The organism is Devosia oryzisoli, from assembly GCF_014837245.1.
Taxonomy (GTDB): Bacteria; Pseudomonadota; Alphaproteobacteria; order Rhizobiales; family Devosiaceae; genus Devosia; species Devosia oryzisoli.
Window position 1 is genome coordinate 193,515 of the sequence record NZ_JACYFU010000003.1, and the last position, 15,318, is coordinate 208,832.

Sequence of the window (15,318 nt, forward strand, 5' to 3'; positions counted from 1 at the left end):
ATGCTTGATCCTGTGCGCGCACGGACCAAGTACAGAACATCGTGACTGGGAGACGAAAGACATGAACACAGCCATCATCAAGCCTCAATGGTCCCCGCTGACCATCGCCCTCATGGTTCTGGGCTTCATCATTTTCTGGCCGCTGGGCCTTGCGGTGCTCGGCTACATCATCTGGGGCGAAAAGTTCGGCGGCTCCGCCGAAAAGGCTCAGGGTTACTGGAACAAGGGATGCAGCTTCGTGCGCAACAACAAGCAGGCTCAAGGCTTCGGCCGCCACGGTTTTGGTCAGGGTTTTGGTTCCTCGGGCAATGCCGCCTTCGATGAGTATCGCGAAGAGCAGCTTCGGCGCCTTGAGGAAGAGCGCGCCCGGCTCGACGCCGAGATCGACGCTTTCCACGAGTACATGGCCAATCTGCGCAAGGCCAAGGACCGCGAGGAGTTCGACCGCTTCATGAGCGAACGCCGCGGCAACCGCCAGGGTTATGGCGACTCCAACCCGCCCGCGCAGACCCCGGACTGGGGCAATAACGGCTAACGCCGCTGTCCGCTCCTTCCCTTCCCTCCTGAAGTCGACTGGCGCTCCCAAAAGGAGCGCCTTTTTTTGCGTGTGCCACCGGCAAACGCGCTAGACTCCTGCCAAGCGATTCCCACGGCCTCTCATGCTTTCGTTCCTGCGCCAGCGCGCGACCCCCCCCAGCGTCACCCATCTCGACATCGACGGCCAAACCATTGCCGTGGCGGTCCGCATCAGCAAGCGGGCGCGCAGTTTTCGCCTGTCGCTGCCGGCCACCGGGCCGGTGCTCAGCCTGCCGGAAAAAGCGCGCTGGGCAGACGCGGAGGCGTTCCTCCACCGGCATCGGCACTGGCTGGCGGCGCGCCTGCCCCGCGCGGCGCAGGTCCAGCGGCTTGACGAGGGCAAGGTCGTGCCGCTGCGGGGTCTCGATCACCGCATCGTGGCCAGCGGTCAGGTGCGCGGGCGCGTGCTGGTTCAAGAAGATGCCGCGGGGCCATTGCTGATCGTGCCCGGTGCCCCCGAACACCTGCCGCGGCGGCTCTATGACTGGCTCAAGGCTGAGGCGCTGTCCGACCTCACGCGACAAAGCGCAATGCATGCCGACCGGCTGGGCGTCACCGTTTGCCAGGTGAGGCTGCGCAGCCAGTCGAGCCGTTGGGGCTCGTGCTCATCGACCGGCACCATCAACTACAACTGGCGCCTCGTCCTGGCGCCGCCCTTCGTGCTCGACTACGTCGCGGCGCACGAAGTGGCGCATCTGGTGGAAATGAATCACTCGCCGGCGTTCTGGGCCACCGTGGAGCGCACCCTGCCTGACATGGCCCGCGGCCGAGCGTGGCTAAAAGCACACGGTCGGGTGCTGATGAGCTGGCACCCGCCTGCCTCCGGAGCCTGATCGCATCTTTGTGCCTGGCTTGCGCCGCAATTGCCGGTCTAAGACCGGGTCATGCAGCGCATCATCGGGCTCATCGCGATTCTGTTTGCCTTCGCCTCCCTTGTCGGACCGGCGCTGGCGCATGCGCATCGCTATGAGAGCACGCCCATCGTGGTACTCAACCACGTGGACGCCGCCAATGTGTCACGGCCGGTGATCGTCACCGTGCAGAAGGGCAATATCGATCTGGGTTCGGGCATCATCATGCCGTGCGGTCCCTATTTTGCCATTCCCGTGGAGGTGTTCGAGTTTCCTGCCGCGCAGGAGCGGCCGTTCTTCGAACGTGCCGTGGATGCGGTGGCCCTGGACGGGCCCAAACCCAGTCTCCTGCGGCCGCCGCGCGCGGCCTGAGCAATATCCCTCACCTTTATCTTCGCTCAGCGGAGCCTCTGGCTCCAGGGAAACCATTTATGTCTTATGTTCTCGACGCGCGCCTGTCGCGCCGCGCCGCCATGGCGAGCCTTGCCAGTCTCGGCGCCCTTGCCCTTGCCGGCTGCACCACCACGAGCCGCCCCGTCGCCACGACTGAACCGCGTCCGCTCGGACCGGCCGATGTCCCCGCCCACGTTCTCGCCATGTACGGACCACGCCCGGACGAGAAGTTCCCGGTTCCCGCCGCGCCCATCTGGCTGCTCGACCCGGTCTACTGGCGGCAGGAGGTTGCCAACCCGACCGGCGAGCGCTCAGGGACCGTCGTGGTCGATACGGCCAATCGCTTCCTTTACTGGACGATGCCCAATGGCCGAGCCATGCGCTATGGCGTCGGCATCGGCCGCCAAGGCTTCGAGTGGAGCGGCAGGGCCCGCATCGCCTACAAGCGCAAATGGCCCACCTGGACGCCGCCCGCGGACATGATCGAGCGCCAGCCCGAGCTCGAGATCTACCGCCACGGCCAGCCGCCCGGTCTCGACAACGCCCTTGGCGCACGGGCGCTCTACATCTTCCAGGACGGCAAGGACACGCTTTATCGCCTGCACGGCAACATGGACATCCATTCCATCGGCCGGGCCGTGTCGAGCGGCTGCGTGCGCCTCCTGTTCCAGGACGTCATCGACCTCTACGAGCGCGTACCGGACAACTCCCCGATCATCGTCATCTGACTTCGGCCAGGTGTAGAAAAAGCCCCGGTCGCAAGACCGGGGCTTTTGTTTGTCCGCTCGTGGCGTCTCTAGTTGCCGAAGATCATGTCCATCAGCGTCCGCTGCTGCCGCTCGGTCTGGTAGACCGGCTGGTTCTGCTGCTCCACCGCGGCAGGGGGAACGATTTGGTCCTGCGGCACGATGATCTGCTGCTGGCCCGCCTGCGGCTGTTGCGGCTGGTTGGCGGGGGCACTGGGCACCCACACCTGCTGACCCGTTGCAGGGTCGATGACAAGCGTCATCGGAAGACCAGTATCGGGATCGATCGGCGCCTGCCCGGCATCCACCGGCTGACCTTGCGGCGCCTCTCCCGTAGCCGGATCGAGCGCCTGCCCATTGGGGTCGTACTGCACGACCTGCCCGCCATCGACGATCTGCCCTACCGGCATGCCGGTGGCCGGATCGTATTGCATCGCCGGCTGTCCCGTTGCCGGGTCGATGACCTGCCCCTCAGGTTGCGGGGCCGGCTGGGCCTGGACCGGCTGCAGCCCATTGATCGGCTGCCCCGTGGCTGGGTCAATGGCCACGACCTGTCCGGTGGCCGGATCGGTCGTGGTCTGCACCGGCTCGCCCGTCCCGCCGTCGACATACTGCACCATGGGCTGGCCCGTATTGGGGTCGATCACCGGCTGCCCGGTGGTCGGGTCGACGACCTGCTGCGCCACCAGCTGTCCGGCATAGCTGCCGCCGGGAATGGGTGCCGGCTCCTTGCCGGCCAGGGCCTTGGTCATGAATTCGGACCAGATTTGCGCCGGCACGTTGCCGCCGGAGAGGCTGGTGCCCGAATCGTCGTCGTTGCCGAGCCACACGCCCGCCACCATGGCCGAGGTGTAGCCTATGAACAGCGCATCGCGCGATTCCTGGCTGGTGCCGGTCTTGCCCCCGACCTCCCAGCCATTGAGGTTGGCGCGCTTGCCCGTTCCCACCTCGACGGCGGTTTCGAGCATGTCGTTCATCTCGGCCAGCACCTTTGGGTCGATGACGCGCCCGGGGCCGGCGTCCGACGCCTCGTAGAGCACCTTGCCGTCCTTGTCGGTGATCTTGGTGATGACGTTGGGAATGACCCCGTAACCGCCATTGGCGAACGGCGCATAGGCACTGGTCAGTTCCAGAAGGTTGATCTCCTGCGTACCCAGCGCAATCGAGGGCACCGGCGTCAGCGGCGACGAAATGCCCAGACGCATGGCCACCTCGACCACCTTTTCCGGTGTCACGTCGATAGCAAGACGCGCGGCGATGGTGTTGAGCGAATAGGCCAAACCCTGGCGCAGGGTCACCGTGCCCGCATACTTGCCCGAGGCGTTGCGCGGGCTCCAGCCGTTGTACTCGAACTTGGCGTCCTCGGCGAGCGTGTCGGGCGTATAGCCCTTTTCCATGGCCGCCAGGTAGACGAAGGGCTTGAAGGCCGAGCCCGACTGCCGCTTGGCGGTGACGGCGCGATTGTACTGGCTCTTCTGGTAATCGACGCCACCCACCATGGCCCGCACCTTGCCGTCGACATCCATGGCCACAAGGGCGCCCTGGGTAAAGCCGCGCTTGGGTCCATCCTCGGCCACATGCTCCTTGACGATGAACTCCGCGTCCTTTTGCAGCTTGTAGTCGATGGTGGTCTGCACCACGACGTCGTCCTTGATCTCACCGAGATAGGCGGTCATCAGGCTCTCGACCCAGTCGGCAACATAGGATTCCGATCCGGCGACGCGGGTGCGCACGGTTTCATCCGGATCGATCTGCGCTGCGGCGGCCTCGTCCTTGGTGATGTAGCCTTCCTGCGCCATGAGACCGAGCACGATGCGCTGCCGCTCGATCGCCTTGTCCGGGTTGGCCTTGGGGTTGTAGGCCGACGGCGCGGGCAGAAGGCCCACCAGCATGGCGGCCTGCCCAAGCGAAAGATTGCGCGCCGAAACGCCGAAATAGGTCTGTGCTGCGGCCTCGATGCCGGTGGCCCCGGAGCCGAAATACACCCGGTTCATGTAGAGCTCGAGGATTTGCTCCTTGGTGTAGTTCTGCTCGAGCCAGATGGCGAGAATGGCTTCCTGCACCTTGCGGCCCAGGGTCTGATCGGGCGTGAGAAAGAGGTTCTTGGCCACCTGCTGGGTCAGGGTGGAGGCGCCGCGCGTTACACCCCGGGCTTCGATCATCTCGATGGCCACCGAGAAAATGCCGATCGGATCGACGCCGAAATGGCTCATGAAGCGCCGGTCTTCCGAGGCGATGAAAGCCGCGGGCACATAATAGGGCAGTTCGCGGAAGGTCACGGCCTCGCCGCCGGTCTGGCCGCGATTGGAAATCAGGCTGCCGTCCGCGGCCAGAATGCGGATATTGGGGGGCCGCTCGGGAATGGCCCAGGTGTCCGAGGATGGCAGTTGCGCACCGTAGTAGACGATGATGCCGATAACGGCGAGGCCGGCCCAGAGGCACCCCACAAAGCCCCACCAAAGAAGCCCCATCAGGAACCCGCCCGTGCGCGAGCGGCGCTTCTTGGGCTTGCTCAGCTTCGCCTTGCCGCGGCGAGGGGGTTTGCCGCCGCCTGACTTCTTGGGCGGCTTGCCGCCATGTCCGCCGCCGCCATTGCCGCCCGAGCGTTCGTCGTCGACGAAAACACCAACGGAACGGCCGAGCGAAGGCTCGACGCGTTCGCTTCTGGTCGAACGGGCCTTGGCCTTGCCGCCCTTGGCGGGCTGGTTGCCAACGCGGTCATCGGCCGAAATGCGGAAATCCATCAAGTAAACCTGTCGCAGGACGTCGTGAAGCCGCTTGTACCCGGTTCCGGTGCATCCGGGAACCAATGGTCACCAAGAGGTTAACTGTCGAGTGCGCGGTGCTCCCGCTGCGGTCTCGCTCTGGCGCGGCTGGTTGACGCTTTTCCGCATCAATTGTGGCCGGTTTAAGGGGTAGGATGCGACCGTTCGCCGGCTGATGCAAGCCTGCCACAACGCTGCCCGGACTCGCCCCTGCTTTGGGCGACCGCTACTCCCCATGCTCGTCTCGACATCGCCATACCGAAGGGGTTACCTGCTGGCCGCCCCGCTCCCGGAGAATTCATGCCGAGCCGCCTCATCGTCGCACTGCTGCTGTTCATGGTGGTGATGCCCCTTTCCGCCAGCGCCACCTCAACCACCGAGCGCGCCTTCGATGCCGCCATCGCTCTCTTCGAAAAGGCATTGCCGGGCCTCGGCGCCGAGATGAGCGGCGTCGCCACGGCCACCTACCGCGATGCCTTGACGCTGCGCCGTTTCAGGTCGGCCCATTGGGGTGACGCCGTCGACCTGAGGATCACCGATGCGGCATCCGAGAGCGCTGGTTGCGCGCGCTTTGCCGCCTATGTCGACCTGCCGCCGCGAAACGGCACAGCCACGCTGACGGTTTGTCCCCGCTTCCACCGCGACGGCAGCGATGCGCTGCGGGCCCTGACCATCCTGCATGAGGTGGTGCACGCCGTTGCAGGTCCCGACGAGTGCCGGGCGATGGCGTTCGCGGCCGCCATCGAGCAGCGCGCCACCGGCCGCTTCACCGATGTCGGAGGTTATTGGCGCGCCAATAGCTGTCAGGCATCGCCCTACGCCTTGCCCTGACAGAGCCCGGCCCTAACGCCAGCCGAGCGCCGGGGCCACATGGGTGAAGATGGCTTCGATGACGTGGGCATTATACTCGACGCCGAGCTGATTGGGCACGGTGAGCAGCAGCGTATCGGCTTCGGCAATCGCTTCGTCGGTGCGCAATTGCTCGACGAGCGTGTCCGGTTCGGCCATGTAGCCGCGTCCGAACACCGCCCGCACCTCGGGCTCGATATAGCCGAACTGATCCTGCTCCGGCCGTCCGGTACCGAAATAGGCGCGGTCCATGTCGTTGACGAGCGCAAAGATGGAGCGGCTCACCGACACGCGCGGCTCATGGGCGTGCCCCGCCGCCTTCCAGGCCTGCCGAAAGGCGCGGATCTGCTCAGCCTGCTGGATATGGAACGGTTTGCCGGTCTCGTCGAATTTCAGCGTCGAGGATTGCAGGTTCATGCCCAGCCGCGCCGCCCAGATGGCCGTGTCGTTGGTGGCCGAGCCCCACCAGATGCGCTCGCGCAAGCCTTCCGAATGCGGCTCGAGCCGCAGCAGGCCAGGCGGGTTGGGGAACATGGGCCGCGGATTGGGCTGGGCAAAGCCCTCGCCCCTGAGCACCTCGAGGAACACCTCGGCGTGCTGGCGGGCCATGTCAGCGTCGGTCTTGCCCTCTTCGGGCGCGAAGCCGAAATAGCGCCAGCCGTCGATCACCTGCTCGGGCGAGCCGCGGCTGATCCCCAACTGCAGCCGTCCGCCCGCAATCAGGTCGGCGGCCCCGGCATCCTCGGCCATATAGAGTGGATTCTCGTAGCGCATGTCGATGACGGCCGTGCCGATCTCGATCCTGCGGGTCCTGGCTCCGACGGCCGCCAGCAGCGGAAAGGGGGAGGCAAGCTGGCGCGCAAAGTGGTGCACACGGAAATAGGCCCCATCAGCCCCCAGCTCTTCGGCGGCAACGGCCAGATCGATCGACTGCAGCAGGGCATCGGCAGCCGACCGGGTGCCCGATTGCGGCGAAGGGCTCCAGTGGCCAAAGGACAGAAAGCCGATCTTTTTCATCACATTCCTCGTCTCCACTGTCCCTGACGTGGTGATCCCTGGCGGGTCTGCACAGGGGTGCTTCGCATGACGCTGCTGTGGCGTTTGCCGAACCGGGAGCGAGCGATGAAACTTCGGAGTCCGCGATGCGTTCGTTTGTATCATCAGCACGAGGAGTTGCATCATGGCAAGCGAACATACAGCCCGCGGCCGCGCCCAGGATCGCGCCAAGGTGGCTGGCGGGCAGGAGCACGAAGTGCGCTACGAGGCGGAAAAGACGGGCAAGAGCAAAGACGCCGTAAAAGAGGCCGTCAAGCAGGCCGGTAATTCCCGCAAAGCCGTCGAGCAACAGCTCAAGAGCTGACGCTTTTGCTGCCCGGCTCTCCCGGCACTGCTGGAAGGACACAGCGGTGACTCAGGGCACCGTCGTTATTCGGCGGCCTGGTAATATTTGGGCGAGGGGCGGATAACAGCCACGACTGCGCCCTCCGCGTCGTTCTGGAATCGGGCATCCTGACGCAGCGCTTCCAGCGTACGCGGCACTGGCTGCTCGTCCGGCCAGTCCTCGAAGGCGATGGCTAGCACCGCAGCGGCTTCCGCAATGGCCTCGTCCATCGTATCGGCCACCGCAATGACGCCGGGGACATCAGGGAAGGACACACCGTAGCCGGGTTCGGGATCCTTATGGATCAGGGCAATATAGTGGACGTCACGCATCGCTGCTTCATCCCGCCTGCCGATAAATAGAACGGACTGTGCCGACAAGAATCCTTGCGCGGGTGTGGCCGAATAACGATCCGACCGTCCGCGTGACGATATTTATGGTGTGAACCGCGCACCGAAACAAGAGCGAAGCCCGTCTCCGTCAGGCGGCGGATGATTTGGCGACTGTCTAGCATGCCTCAACTCCGCGCCACTCGTGGTCGCCCCCCTTTTTCGCGGCGTTGATGGGTCAAACCCCTAGACGTCCAGATTGCTCACGTTGAGCGCGTTGTCCTGGATGAAGTCGCGGCGCGGCTCCACCAGATCGCCCATCAGTGCACTGAATATTTCGTCCGCTTCGCTGGTTTCGTCGATCTCGACGCGCAGCAGGGTGCGGGCGTTGGGGTCGAGCGTGGTTTCCCAAAGCTGCTCGGCGTTCATTTCGCCCAGCCCCTTGTAGCGCTGCAGCGAGACGCCCTTGCGGCCAGCGTCGGTGACGGCCTTGAAGAGCGATGCCGGTCCAAAGATCTTGGTCGTCTCGCCCTTGCGCGTCAGTGTCGGCACGCCCCCGAACAGTTCGTCCAGCCGTCCGGCCAGCGAGCGCAGCTTGCGCGCATCGGCGCTGGCGAGCAGGGCGCGGTCGATCTGGTGGGTTTCCGTCACGCCGCGCACGGTGCGCGAGAAGGCCAGCGCATCTTCATCGGTGATGGCGCCGGTCCAGCCGCGCTCCAGTTCATCGGAAATGCGGTCGAGACGTCCCGCCACCCGCTCCAGCGTTGCCTGGTTCCGCTCCGGATCGGCCATGGCCTCGGGATCGAGCCCGCCGACGATGGCTGCCTGCTCTACGAGGTTGCGATTGTAGCGCGTGTTGAGGTTGTTGATTGCGTTCACGATATCGCGCGATTGCTGCAGGATGCCCATGAGGTCCTGTCCGGCGTGCGTGACGCCGTCGCGCGTCGTGAACACGGCCTCGTCCAGCCCGCCCTCGAGCAGGTAATCCTCGAGCGCCCGCTCATCCTTGAGGTAGAGTTCGGAGCGACCGCGCGTCGCCTTGTAGAGCGGCGGCTGGGCGATATAGATGTGTCCGCGCTCGATCAGTTCCGGCGTCTGGCGATAGAAGAACGTCAGCAGCAGCGTCCGGATATGGGCGCCGTCGACGTCGGCGTCCGTCATGATGATGATCTTGTGGTAGCGCAGCTTGTCCGGATTGAACTCCTCGCGCCCGATGCCGGTGCCCAGCGCGGTGATCAGCGTACCGACCTGTTCGGACGAGATCATGCGGTCAAAGCGCGCCCGCTCGACATTGAGAATCTTGCCGCGCAGCGGCAGCACGGCCTGGTTGGAGCGGTCACGGCCCTGCTTGGCGGAGCCACCGGCCGAGTCACCCTCGACGATGAAGATTTCGCTCTTGGTCGGGTCGCGTTCCTGGCAGTCGGCGAGCTTGCCGGGCAGCGAGGAAATTTCGAGCGCCCCCTTGCGCCGCGTCAGTTCGCGCGCCTTGCGGGCCGCTTCGCGTGCGGCCGCCGCTTCCGCCACCTTGGCAACGATGGTGCGCGCCTCGTTGGGGTGCTCCTCGAACCACTGGCCGAGCTTTTCATTGACGATGTTCTCGACCACCGGGCGAACCTCGGAGGAAACCAGCTTGTCCTTGGTCTGGGAAGAGAACTTCGGATCGGGAACCTTGACCGAAAGAACGCAGGTCAGCCCTTCGCGCGTATCGTCACCCGAGAGTTCGACCTTTTCCTTCTTGGCGATGCCTGAGCTTTGCGCGTAGCCGGTCACCTGGCGCGTCAGGGCGCCGCGCAACCCGGCCAGGTGCGTGCCGCCATCGCGCTGCGGAATGTTGTTGGTGAAGCAGAGGACGTTTTCGTGGTAGCTGTCGTTCCACTGCAGCGCCACCTCGACCGTGATGCCGTCCTTTTCGCTGATCATGGTGATCGGCGTGTCGATGACCGGCTGCTTGGACTTGTCGAGATAGCGCACGAACGCTTCAAGACCACCCTCGTAGAACAGCTCCACATCCACCGGCTCGGGATGGCGACGGTCGGAGAGGATGATGCGCACGCCCGAATTGAGGAACGCCAACTCGCGCAGGCGGTGCTCGAGCGTCTTGAAGTCGAACTCCACCATGGTGAAGGTTTCAGAGCTGGGCAGGAAGGTGATCTCGGTGCCCGAGCGACCCTCATAGGTGCCCGGCTGCAGATCCGGCACATAGTCGCCCACCACTGTGAGCGGAGCATCGGCCACGCCGTGGGTGAAGCCGATCTCGTGCACCTTGCCGTCGCGCCTTATGCGTAGCTTGAGCCACACCGAGAGCGCGTTGACCACGGAAATGCCCACGCCGTGCAGGCCACCCGACACCTTGTAGGAGTTCTGGTCGAATTTGCCGCCGGCATGGAGCTGGGTCATGATGACCTCGGCCGCAGAGACGCCCTCTTCCTTGTGGATGTCGGTCGGGATGCCGCGACCGTTGTCGATCACGGTACAGGAGCCATCGGCGTTGAGACGCACGGTGACGAGGTCGGCGTGGCCGGCCAGCGCCTCGTCGATGGCGTTGTCGACCGCTTCGTAGACCATGTGATGCAGGCCTGACCCGTCATCGGTATCGCCGATATACATGCCCGGGCGCTTGCGCACCGCATCAAGGCCCTTGAGCACCTTGATGCTGTCAGCGCCATATTCGTTCGGGGTCAGCGGGGTGTCGGTCATGGGGTCCGAATCAGTCGTTTTCACGTTGCATCAGTTCTAGCGGAACGGGGCGGAAACCCCAAGAAATTTGCCGGTTTTCGTGGCTTTTGCTGGGCAAAGGCGCCTGCTCCAACCCGATGTCATTCCTGCCAAAGCGGGAGGCCCCCGCTTCCGCGCAGATGACACCGCAACCGGACGCGATTTACTCCCGTGCCAGCCGGCCATCGCGGACCGAAATCCGCTGCGCCCGATCCTCCAGCGCCTCGAACAGCACCGGGTCGGTGCCGGTCAGGAAACACTGCGTCTCGAGCCCGTCCAGCGCCTCGAACAGGGCCCGCCGCCGGTCCGGATCGAGGTGGGCCGCGATCTCGTCGAGCAGCAGGAACGGCACGATGCCGGTGCGCAACCGCACCAGCCGGGCATGGGCCAGGATCAGCCCGATCAGCAGCGCCTTCTGCTCACCTGTCGAGCCCAAAGCCGCGGGCATCTGCTTTTGCGCATGCACCACGTCGAGATCGACACGGTGTGGTCCTGATGTGGTGCGTCCGGCGGCGCGATCAAGGCCGCGCGCGTCATGCCAGCGTTGCGCCAACAGCCCCTCGAGCGCGGCCGACGTATGCGGTTCGGCCTCGGCCTCGAACAGCGGCGTCAGCGCCAGGCGCGCGGCGGGAAAACTGCCACCCTCGAGACTCTCCTCGATCAGGGCCTGCAGATGCACGAGGCTATCGGTGCGGTTGAGGTGGATGGCGGCCCCCAGCTCGGCCATTTGCGCCTCGATCGCCGAGAGCCAGTGGCGGTCACCATCCTCCTCGAGCAGGCGGTTGCGCTGCCGCATCGCCTTGTCGAAATCGGAGACCGCCGAAGAATGCGCCGGAATGAGCGTGGTCACCAGCCGGTCGAGAAACCGGCGCCGCTCGCCCGCGGGACCGGAAAACAACCCATCCATGGCCGGGGTCAGCCACAGGACGCGCAGATAATCGCTCATGGCTTCGATGGAGCGGGCATTGGCCCCGTTGATCCGCACGCGCCGCCCGCCATCGGACAGCGCGCCCGTGCCGATATCGGCAGGTCCGGCGTCTGTCTCCACCGTAGCAGCCACGGCCCAGGGCAGGTCGCTGCCATGCGCCTGCAGCGTCTCGAAGCTGGCGCCGCGCAATCCGCGCCCGGGCGACAGCACCGATATAGCCTCAAGCAGATTGGTCTTGCCCGAGCCGTTGGGGCCGGTCAGCACCACGTGGCGCTCATCGAGATCGAGCGCGGCCGAAGCGTAGTTCCGAAAGGCCGTCAGGCGCAGGCGGGAGATGTGGCGGATCATATTAGTTGGCCGCCCTCGTGGTTCGAGGCTTTGCTGAAGCAAAGCACCTCACCATGAGGGCTCTCGCAAGCTCGGTGTCCGGTAAGCCCTCATGGTGAGGTGGGAGCAACGCGACCCTCGAACCACGAGGGCGCTCCCCCTGGCCCTGCGAGCGTAGCTCTCCGGGCCTAGTCAGCTTAAATCGCTCCACCGGAGCGATTTCTCCTTCGGGACGCCGCCTAGACCCGCATCGGCATCAGCACGTAAAGTGCGTTGGCCTCGGTGCCTTGTTCCTTCACCAGCGTCGGGGAATTGGCGTCGTTGAACAGGAACACCGCACTTTCCGAGCGGATCTGTCCGATGATGTCGAGCAGGTACCGGGCGTTGAAGCCGATCTCGAAGCCGTCGGTGTCGAAATCCACCGCCACTTCCTCGGTGGCCGTGCCATGATCAGGGTTGGTGACGGACAGATCGAGTAGCCCGTCATGGGCCGAGAGTTTCACTGCCTTGCCGCCGCGGTCGGACGCGATGGTCGAGACGCGATCGACGGCGATGGCAAAGCCCTGCTTGTCGACGATCATCTGCTTGTCGTTGTTCTTGGGCGTCACCCGGTCATAATCGGGGAACGTCCCCTCGATCAGCTTGGAGAGCAGCACGACCGGACCGACGGTGAAGCGGATCTTGGTGTCGCTGACCTCGACGTGGATGTCGCCATCGACGCCATCGAGAAGCTTTTGCACCTCACCCACCGTCTTTTTCGGCACGATGATGCCGCTCATGCCCTCGGCGCCAGCGGGCGCCGCGATCTCGGCGCGCGCCATGCGGTGCCCGTCGGTCGCCACGGCGCGGAACAGGGGGCCGGCGGCGGAACTGGTCACGGCATGGAAATAGATGCCGTTGAGATAGTAGCGCGTCTCCTCGTTGGAGATGGCGAACTGGGTGCGCTCGATCAACTCGCGCAGCGCGGCGGCGGAAATGTCGAACTCATGCGCGAAGGCGCCGGACTTGAGATCGGGAAAACTGTCGGGCGAGAGGCAGGCCAGGTTGAAGCGCGAGCGCCCGGAGGTGAGAACCATGTTCTCGCCGCCATCGGTCTCGAGCCGCACCTCGGCCCCATCGGCGAGCTTGCGCACGATTTCGTAGAGCGTATGCGCCGGCACGGTGGTGGAGCCCGGCGTCGAGACCATCGCCGGCACGCTCTCGGTCACCTCGATGTCGAGGTCGGTGGCGCGCAGCTCGACATGATCGTCGCTGGCCTTGAACAGCACGTTGGCCAGGATCGGGTAGGTGTTGCGGCGCTCGACCACGCGATGCACATGGCTCAGCGACTTGAGCAGATGATTGCGTTCGAGCGTGACTTTCATTCCAACCTACTCCGGCACTCGATACGTCTCCGGGGAGACGACAAAACCCCCGGCACGCCGGGGCTTGGACATTTACAATTCGTTGACGAAAACGCAAGGGCGAGCGGCGGTTTGCCACGGGAAATCCTGGCGGGAGCCGAGCCGGGCTGCGGGGAGCGGCAAATCGGTCTAGGCCTGCCTCGACACGACAAAGGAGGATCGCATGGCAAGGTGTTTCAGCAAGGGCGGCGTCGCCGTCATCACCGGCGGAGCCAGCGGCATCGGGCGGGCGGCGGCACGGCGCGCCGCAGCATCGGAGATGAGCGTCGTTCTGGTCGACGTCGATGCGGACAAGCTCGAGGCGCTGCGGGCCGAACTGGCGGAACAACTGGGTCCCGAAAGAGTCATGGCCGAGCGCGTCGACGTCAGCGATCCGGGGGCGATGACCGCCCTGGCGGCCCGCGTCGAGGCGCAACTGGGCAGCCCGACGCTCCTGATGAACAACGCGGCCGCCTTCGTCTCCGGCGGCCCAGGCGGTATTCTCGACGACAACAGCAATTGGCAGCGCGTCATGGCGGTCAACGTCATGGGCGTGGTCAATGGCGTGCAGGCATTCCTGCCCGGCATGCTGGCGTCGGACCGCGCCGGCGTCATCGTCAACACCGGCTCCAAGCAGGGGCTGACCAACCCGCCCGGCAACCCCGCCTACAATACGTCCAAGGCAGCGGTGAACGCCTATAGCCAGAACCTTGCCCGGGACCTGCGCGAGCGGGACAAGTGCCGCGTTACCGCACACCTGCTGATCCCGGGCTGGACGACCACGGGCGACCGGGTTCATCAGAAGGGCGCCTGGCTCCCCGAGCAGGTCGTGGACTATATGGACCAAGCGATCGCGGCCGATCGCTTCTTCATCCTCTGCCCCGATGACGAGACACCCAATGGGGTCGATCACAAGCGCATCGTGTGGAACGCGCTCGACATCGTCGAGAACCGGCCGGCCCTGTCGCGCTGGCACCCGGACTACAAGGAAGCCTTCGCCCAGTTCATGGACGCCGACCTGCCGACAACCAACAGGAGCACATCATCATGAGCACTGACATCACCCTCTGGAACGGCCGCACGGTTCCGCGCATCGGCATGGGCTGCTGGGCCATTGGCGGCACCACGGCCAATAGCGGCCCCTCCACCTCCTATGGCCAGACGGACGACGCCACCTCACGCGCCGCCCTGCAGGCCGGCTACGAGATGGGCGCGCGTGTCTTCGATACTGCCGCGGCCTATGGGGCAGGCCACTCCGAAATGCTGGTGGGCCAGGAGATTTCCCACTATGACGATGCCATCATCGTCACCAAGTTCGGCGTCGAGGTGGATTTCGAGGCCAACCTCAAGGGCGAGGTCAATCTCACCCCGGCGGGGATCGAAGGCATCATCGAGGGCAGCCGCTCGCGGCTCAAGCGGGACTGTCTCGACCTCGTGCTGCTGCACGTCAACGACATGGATGTGGGCCTCGTGCCGCAAGTGTTCGACACGCTCGAAGCGCTGGTGGCACGCGGCAGGATCGCCGCCTATGGCTGGAGCACCGACTTCATGCCGCAGGCCCGCGCTGCGGCCGGCTATCCGCATTTCGTCGCCTTCGAGAACGACTACAATGTCTTTACCCCGGCGCGCGAGCTCATGGCGTTCGCCCAGGAGCGGGGGCTGATTTCGATCAGCCGGCTGCCGCTGGCGATGGGCCTGCTCAGCGGCAAGTTTGCCCCCGATGCAAAACTCGCCGCTGACGACGTGCGCGCCCAGGATCACGCCTGGCTGCGCTTCTTCAAGGACGGCAAGCCGAACGCGGAGTATCTCGAACGGCTGGGTGCCATCCGGGAGCTGCTGCAAACCGGCGGCCGCACCATGCCCCAGGGAGCATTGGGCTGGATCCTGGCCAGTTCCCCCATTGCCGTGCCCGTGCCCGGCTTCCGCACCGAAAAGCAGGTGCGGGACAATCTGGGCGCGCTCGAGTTCGGTCCCCTTCCGGCCGAGACGATGGCCGAAATCGCGCGCCAGCTAGACGCCAGCTGAGTCCCCCTCAAGACAAAAGCCCCGTGGATGACACGGGGCTTTTTTTGACAG

15 protein-coding genes are annotated in these 15,318 nt (G+C 65.1%); 8 read left to right on the forward strand and 7 right to left on the reverse strand.

Going from position 1 to position 15,318, the window contains the following annotated elements:
- Positions 1-61: 61 nt before the first annotated feature.
- The 4 genes from IC608_RS12435 to IC608_RS12450 all read left to right on the forward strand — a co-directional run bounded on the left by IC608_RS12435 (position 62) and on the right by IC608_RS12450 (position 2,548).
- Positions 62-535, forward strand: coding sequence for a DUF2852 domain-containing protein (locus IC608_RS12435; RefSeq protein WP_191775817.1), 474 nt, complete (start codon positions 62-64; stop codon positions 533-535).
- Between the two features lie 124 nt (positions 536-659).
- A complete protein-coding gene (locus tag IC608_RS12440; protein WP_191775820.1) occupies positions 660-1,409 on the forward strand; it encodes a M48 family metallopeptidase in 750 nt (249 codons plus the stop codon).
- 51 nt (positions 1,410-1,460) lie between these two features.
- Complete coding sequence (locus IC608_RS12445) at positions 1,461-1,799, forward strand: hypothetical protein (protein ID WP_191775823.1); 339 nt, start codon at positions 1,461-1,463, stop codon at positions 1,797-1,799.
- A 59-nt stretch (positions 1,800-1,858) separates the two neighbouring features.
- Positions 1,859-2,548 carry a L,D-transpeptidase gene (locus IC608_RS12450; RefSeq protein ID WP_191775825.1) on the forward strand — a complete coding sequence of 230 codons (690 nt, stop codon included), beginning with the start codon at positions 1,859-1,861 and terminating at the stop codon, positions 2,546-2,548.
- Positions 2,549-2,616: 68 nt separating this feature from the next.
- Here IC608_RS12450 and IC608_RS12455 read toward each other — a convergent pair whose 3' ends face one another.
- Positions 2,617-5,310, reverse strand: a complete 2,694-nt coding sequence (locus IC608_RS12455) for a PBP1A family penicillin-binding protein (RefSeq protein WP_191775828.1) — start codon at positions 5,308-5,310, stop codon at positions 2,617-2,619.
- A gap of 321 nt (positions 5,311-5,631) precedes the next feature.
- Between IC608_RS12455 and IC608_RS12460 the strand changes: the two genes are divergently transcribed.
- Positions 5,632-6,162 (forward strand): hypothetical protein, encoded by a 531-nt coding sequence (locus IC608_RS12460; RefSeq protein ID WP_191775831.1) that lies wholly within the window; start codon positions 5,632-5,634, stop codon positions 6,160-6,162.
- Positions 6,163-6,174: 12 nt separating this feature from the next.
- Here IC608_RS12460 and IC608_RS12465 read toward each other — a convergent pair whose 3' ends face one another.
- Entirely contained in the window at positions 6,175-7,197 is a 1,023-nt protein-coding gene (locus tag IC608_RS12465; RefSeq protein ID WP_191775834.1) for an LLM class flavin-dependent oxidoreductase, read from the reverse strand.
- Between the two features lie 163 nt (positions 7,198-7,360).
- Here IC608_RS12465 and IC608_RS12470 point away from each other — a divergent pair, with 163 nt between their 5' ends.
- Positions 7,361-7,540, forward strand: a complete 180-nt coding sequence (locus IC608_RS12470) for a DUF3606 domain-containing protein (protein WP_191775838.1) — start codon at positions 7,361-7,363, stop codon at positions 7,538-7,540.
- Positions 7,541-7,605: 65 nt separating this feature from the next.
- On the opposite strand, the gene IC608_RS12475 is transcribed toward IC608_RS12470, so the two are convergent.
- The 5 genes from IC608_RS12475 to dnaN form a co-directional block, all read right to left on the reverse strand.
- Positions 7,606-7,893 carry a type II toxin-antitoxin system HicB family antitoxin gene (locus IC608_RS12475; RefSeq protein ID WP_191775841.1) on the reverse strand — a complete coding sequence of 96 codons (288 nt, stop codon included), beginning with the start codon at positions 7,891-7,893 and terminating at the stop codon, positions 7,606-7,608.
- Positions 7,866-8,075: a type II toxin-antitoxin system HicA family toxin gene (locus tag IC608_RS12480; protein ID WP_345890896.1), complete on the reverse strand. Its 210-nt coding sequence runs from the start codon at positions 8,073-8,075 to the stop codon at positions 7,866-7,868. Before IC608_RS12480 ends, IC608_RS12475 begins: the two co-directional genes overlap by 28 nt.
- A gap of 61 nt (positions 8,076-8,136) precedes the next feature.
- Positions 8,137-10,587, reverse strand: coding sequence for a DNA topoisomerase (ATP-hydrolyzing) subunit B (gene gyrB / locus IC608_RS12485; RefSeq protein ID WP_191775844.1), 2,451 nt, complete (start codon positions 10,585-10,587; stop codon positions 8,137-8,139).
- A gap of 181 nt (positions 10,588-10,768) precedes the next feature.
- Positions 10,769-11,881, reverse strand: a complete 1,113-nt coding sequence (recF, locus tag IC608_RS12490; protein ID WP_191775847.1) for a DNA replication/repair protein RecF — start codon at positions 11,879-11,881, stop codon at positions 10,769-10,771.
- A 218-nt stretch (positions 11,882-12,099) separates the two neighbouring features.
- Positions 12,100-13,224 (reverse strand): DNA polymerase III subunit beta, encoded by a 1,125-nt coding sequence (dnaN, locus tag IC608_RS12495; RefSeq protein ID WP_191775850.1) that lies wholly within the window; start codon positions 13,222-13,224, stop codon positions 12,100-12,102.
- Between the two features lie 202 nt (positions 13,225-13,426).
- On the opposite strand from dnaN, the gene IC608_RS12500 reads away from it, so the two are divergent.
- Together IC608_RS12500 and IC608_RS12505 are read left to right on the forward strand one after the other, a co-directional pair.
- Positions 13,427-14,293, forward strand: a complete 867-nt coding sequence (locus IC608_RS12500; protein WP_191775853.1) for an SDR family NAD(P)-dependent oxidoreductase — start codon at positions 13,427-13,429, stop codon at positions 14,291-14,293.
- Positions 14,290-15,267, forward strand: a complete 978-nt coding sequence (locus tag IC608_RS12505; RefSeq protein ID WP_191775857.1) for an aldo/keto reductase — start codon at positions 14,290-14,292, stop codon at positions 15,265-15,267. The genes IC608_RS12500 and IC608_RS12505 overlap by 4 nt, the downstream gene beginning before the upstream one ends.
- Positions 15,268-15,318: the final 51 nt, after the last annotated feature.